4 protein-coding genes are annotated in these 4,883 nt (G+C 62.4%); 3 read left to right on the top strand and 1 reads right to left on the bottom strand.

Going from position 1 to position 4,883, the window contains the following annotated elements:
* Nucleotides 1–1,078: ROK family protein (locus C9413_RS27660; protein WP_170251184.1), on the bottom strand; the 1,078-nt coding region annotated here is incomplete at its 3' end.
* Nucleotides 1,079–1,302: 224 nt separating this feature from the next.
* Between C9413_RS27660 and xylF the strand changes: the two genes are divergently transcribed.
* From xylF to C9413_RS27675, 3 genes are all read left to right on the top strand, one after another.
* Nucleotides 1,303–2,343: a D-xylose ABC transporter substrate-binding protein gene (xylF, locus tag C9413_RS27665; protein WP_039845592.1), complete on the top strand. Its 1,041-nt coding sequence runs from the start codon at nucleotides 1,303–1,305 to the stop codon at nucleotides 2,341–2,343.
* 261 nt (nucleotides 2,344–2,604) lie between these two features.
* The gene (locus C9413_RS27670) at nucleotides 2,605–3,918 is read left to right on the top strand and encodes a sugar ABC transporter permease (RefSeq protein WP_170251185.1); all 1,314 of its coding nucleotides are present in this window, start codon (nucleotides 2,605–2,607) and stop codon (nucleotides 3,916–3,918) included.
* A gap of 14 nt (nucleotides 3,919–3,932) precedes the next feature.
* Nucleotides 3,933–4,715 (top strand): ATP-binding cassette domain-containing protein, encoded by a 783-nt coding sequence (locus C9413_RS27675; RefSeq protein WP_039845594.1) that lies wholly within the window; start codon nucleotides 3,933–3,935, stop codon nucleotides 4,713–4,715.
* The last annotated feature ends 168 nt before the right edge of the window (nucleotides 4,716–4,883 follow it).

A 4,883-nucleotide genomic window follows, 5' to 3' on the forward strand; every position in this document is an offset into this window, starting at 1 on the left:
GCCCAAGGCCCTCCTCAATCCCCTGGCGCAGCAGATCGTAGTAGCGCGTGCCCGGCCCGGTGATTGCGACCGGCATGCGCTCCGTCAGGCTCAGCACGCGCGACAGCCCGTTGCCGAGCGCAAGGCCCGCCTGGCGGAAGGCGAAGGCCGACATGCGATGCCCCTGGCGAGCCTGCGCGGCGATCTTGTCGAGTTCGGCGACCGGCACGAATTTTGCCGGGATCGTATCGAGCGGCACTTCGAAGGCCGTTCGAAGGATCGCATAGAACCCGGCATGCGCCTCAATGCATCCCTTGGTGCCGCAACGACAGAGACCGCCATTGGCCATGTGCAGCATATGGCCGAAATTCGGCGCCGATATCTCCTGGCCGCCATGCGGCGTGCGCCTGACAATGCCGAGCCCGATGCTGTGGCCGAGCGAGAGTGCGCCAAGCGAACGGAAATCCTCGCCCTTTACATTCTCCTCGCGTGCGCCGAGCGCGGCGGCGACGAGCAGTGTTTCATTGTCAAGGATAATCTTCGCCTGCCATTCCGGACGCAGCGCCGATTCAAAATCGATCTGTTCGCTGCCGAAGATCGGCGACCAGACGAGTACGGGCTCGAGCGAATTCACTAGCCCTTTGCTGCTGATTGAGATCAGCAAGACTTTATTGCGGCCGATCCGGGAACGCTCCAGAATACGTGACAGACCCGCCTTGACCGCAGCCGCAAAGCGCGCCGCCCCGGCAGGGTCATGCGAACGTTCCTCGCTGAAGCGATCGATCAGCTTGCCGGCGTAATCCACCAGGGAATATTGCACGGCGTCCGACGAGATGATGACCACGATCAGATACCCGCAATCCCGCCGCTGCCGGAAAAGCACGCGTGGCCGTCCTCTTCCGCTTGCCGCCTGGTGCTCCGATTTCTCGATGATCTGCGCCTTTTCGAGATCAGCGGTAATCGCAGAAACCGTCGCAGAGGACAGGCGGGTATAGTCGGAAATCTCGGTATGCGCGGCCGCACCGTGGCGGCGGAGAGCGGAAAGCACCAGCACGCTATTCCTCTGCCGGACCAGCTCCGTGCTCGATTTGGTCAGCATGAATGCCGCCCTCTCCCCGTATTCCGCCCCGCTTTCACACCGAATCTCCAGCCGATTTTCGCAATGGAATTTAGCCGGTAGTGCGGTGTTGACAGTTGAAAAAATCTCTGACACTAAATTTCTCGACTGTCGAGAAAATAATTCATTGATTTCTGGACAGCGATCCGCGGCGGCCGGAGGAAACATTCGGGCTGGGTCGACCGCAATTCATTCGGGAGGACAATATGAAGTCTATTTTGAAGCTGATGGCCGGCACGGCCATCCTCATTTCCGTGCAAACGGCGGCCATGGCTGCCGATCTCGTCGTCGGCGTTTCCTGGTCGAACTTCCAGGAAGAGCGCTGGAAGACCGACGAAGCCGCCATCAAGAAGGCCCTCGAGGCCAAGGGCGCAAAATACATCTCAGCTGACGCCCAGTCGTCTGCGGCAAAGCAGCTGACGGACGTTGAATCGCTGATCTCGCAGGGCGCGAACGCCCTCATCGTGCTTGCGCAGGACTCCGACGCCATCGCCCCGGCCATCGAAAAGGCCGCCGCCGAAGGCATCCCGGTGGTCGGCTACGACCGCCTGATCGAAAATCCGGCAGCCTTCTACATCACCTTCGATAACAAGGAAGTTGGCCGCATGCAGGCAAAGGGCGTCTTTGACGCAAAGCCTGAAGGCAACTACGTCTTCATCAAGGGTTCCTCGTCCGACCCGAACGCAGACTTCCTGTTCTCGGGCCAGATGGAAGTGCTGAAGGCCGCAGTCGACGCAGGCAAGATCAAGAATGTCGGCGAAGCCTATACTGACGGCTGGAAGCCGGAAAACGCGCAGCGCAACATGGAACAGTTCCTGACCGCCAACGACAACAAGGTTGACGCCGTTGTTGCTTCGAACGACGGCACGGCCGGTGGCGCAATCGCCGCTCTCGACGCACAGGGTCTCGCCGGCTCAGTCCCGGTCTCCGGACAGGACGCCGACAAGGCAGCGCTCAACCGCGTCGCCCTCGGCACCCAGACGGTCTCCGTCTGGAAGGACTCGCGCGAGCTCGGCAAGCGCGCTGCCGAAATCGCCCTCGATCTCGCCGCCGGCAAGACCATGGACAAGATCGAAGGCGTTGAGACCTTCAACGGCGGCCCGAAGGGCGTCGCCATGCAATCCGTCTTCCTGAAACCGCTACCGATCACCAAGGACAACCTCAACGTCGTCATCGACGCCGGCTGGATCAGCAAGGCGGAAGCCTGCCAGGGCGTCAAAACCGGTTCGCTTGCTGCCTGCGACTAAATCCGCTGCCGACAGGTTGAAAACAGTGCCGGCGCCGCAACGGCAAACCGTTGCGGCGCCGGATGCGGATCGAGATCCGGCGCCAGCCCAGGTAGCGACCGCTGATCGACCGCCATTACCCATCCCGACCCGATGCCGTCACGGCCGCTGAGACCGGATCTGCAGAAATCGGGGGGATAGTTTAAGAACTGGGCGTAAAGGGCGGCGGTTGGCTAAGAAGAGCGCCGCAGCCTGCCCAAACGATGGGGGAACGGCAAACCCATGGCCGAAACGGTACATTCCACGACTTCCAACGGGCCGCGCAACGCGGAAGCCAATCCGGTGGCGCGCTTCTTCCGCGCGACGGAGATCGACACCCGCCTTCTCGGCATGGTCGGCGCGTTGCTGATCATCTGGATCGGCTTCCAGATCATGACCGGCGGCCTCTTCCTGACACCGCGCAACCTCTGGAACCTCTCCGTCCAGACCTCGTCCGTCGCCGTCATGGCGACTGGCATGGTGCTGGTGATCGTCACCCGCAACATCGACCTTTCCGTCGGCTCCATGCTCGGCTTCTGCGGCATGGTGATGGGCGTCTTGCAGGCGCAGGTGCTACCGCAATATCTCGGCTTCAACAGCCCCGCCACCTGGATCATCACGCTTGCTGCCGGCCTCATCGTCGGCGGATCGATCGGCATGCTCCAGGGCATGATCATCGCCTTCCTGAATGTGCCGTCCTTCATCGTCACCCTCGGTGGGCTTCTGGTCTGGCGCGGCGCCACCTGGTTCGTCACCAGCGGCCAGACGGTCGCGCCGATGGATATCAACTTCCGCATTATGGGCGGCGGCACCGACGGCTCGATCGGCGCCACCTGGAGCTGGATCGTCGGGGTCATCGCCTGCCTCACCATCGTTGCAAGCATCATCAATTCCCGCCGCCCGCGCCGGCGCTTCGGCTTCCCGCTGCGCCCGCTTTGGGCCGAATACTTCCTTTCGGCCCTCGGTTGCGTGCTCGTGCTCGGCGCCATCGCCGTCGCCAACAACTATTACTGGCCGACGAACATCGCCAAGAGATATGCGGAGGCAAAGGGCATTCCCTGGCCGGAGTCCGGCCTCGATATTCCCTACGGCATTGCCGTGCCGGTTCTGATCGCCGTCATTGTCGGCGCGATCATGACCTTCGTCGCGACGCGCCTGCGCTTCGGCCGCTACGTCTTCGCCATCGGCGGCAATCCGGAGGCAGCCGAGCTTGCCGGTATCAAGACCCGCTGGGTCACGGTCCGCATCTTCGCGCTCATGGGCCTGCTCTGCGCCATCGCCGGCGCAATCTCGACCGCCCGCCTCAATGCCGCGACGAACGCGCAGGGCGAGCTGGACGAACTCTATACCATCGCCGCTGCCGTCATCGGCGGCACGTCGCTTGCGGGCGGCACCGGCACCATCGCCGGCGCCATGCTCGGCGCGCTCGTCATGCAGTCGCTGCAGTCCGGCATGGTACTGCTCGGAATCGACAGCCCGCTCCAGAGAATCGTTGTCGGTGTCGTCCTTGTCGTCGCCGTCTGGCTCGACACGGTCTACCGCGCCCGAGCCAAATAAGAGGAGGCCAAACCATGACACAACAAAGCACTCCCCTTGTGGAATTGAAAAACATCTCGATCTCCTTCGGTGGCATCCACGCCGTCGACAACGCCTCGGTCGACCTCTACCCCGGCGAAGTCGTCGCCCTCCTCGGCCATAATGGCGCCGGCAAGTCGACGCTGATCAAGATTCTTTCCGGTGCCTACAAGCGCGACGGCGGCGACATCCTTATCAACGGGGAACCGGCCGACATCCGCAACCCGCGCGATGCGAAGAAATACGGGATCGAGACGATCTATCAGACGCTCGCCGTTGCCGATAACGTCGATGCCGCCGCAAACCTCTATCTCGGCCGCGAGATCCGAACGAAGTGGGGCACGCTCGACGACGTCGCCATGGAGGCCTCGGCCCGCGAGGTGATGGGGCGCCTCAACCCGAACTTCAAGCGCTTCAAGGAGCCGGTAAAGGCGCTTTCAGGAGGTCAGCGGCAGTCGGTGGCGATCGCCCGCGCGATCCTCTTCAACGCCCGCATCCTGATCATGGACGAGCCGACAGCAGCCCTCGGTCCCCAGGAAACGGCGCAGGTCGGCGAACTCATCAAGCAGCTGAAGAAGGAAGGCATCGGCATCTTCCTCATCAGCCACGACATCCATGACGTCTTCGACCTCGCCGACCGCGTCTCGGTCATGAAGAATGGCCAGGTCGTCGGCCACGCCCGCACCGAGGACGTCACCAAAGACGAGGTTCTCGGCATGATCATCCTTGGCAAGGTGCCGCCAAAGGCGATCCCCGGCCCCGGCGCCATGCAGATCTGAACGAATAGACCCGTGAACGCCAAAAGTCCGCCACTCGCAAGTGAACTGACCCCCGAAAGTTGGACACCTACCTTCGGGGGTTTTGCATGTCCAAGTACAGCTTAGCGTTCAAGCAGTCCGTCATCGCCGCTTATGAGAGCGGCACGGAAGGGGCACGCGCAGTAGCGG

It is taken from the genome of Rhizobium sp. SEMIA 4085 (assembly GCF_013004495.1).
Taxonomy (GTDB): domain Bacteria; phylum Pseudomonadota; class Alphaproteobacteria; order Rhizobiales; family Rhizobiaceae; genus Rhizobium; species Rhizobium gallicum.

What these genes read in the sequence shown, in the direction of transcription:
- C9413_RS27670 (WP_170251185.1), top strand. Translation starts at nt 2,605, where the DNA reads ATGGCCGAAACGGTACATTCCACGACTTCCAACGGGCCGCGCAACGCG.
- xylF (WP_039845592.1), top strand. Translation starts at nt 1,303, where the DNA reads ATGAAGTCTATTTTGAAGCTGATGGCCGGCACGGCCATCCTCATTTCC.
- C9413_RS27675 (WP_039845594.1), top strand. Translation starts at nt 3,933, where the DNA reads ATGACACAACAAAGCACTCCCCTTGTGGAATTGAAAAACATCTCGATC.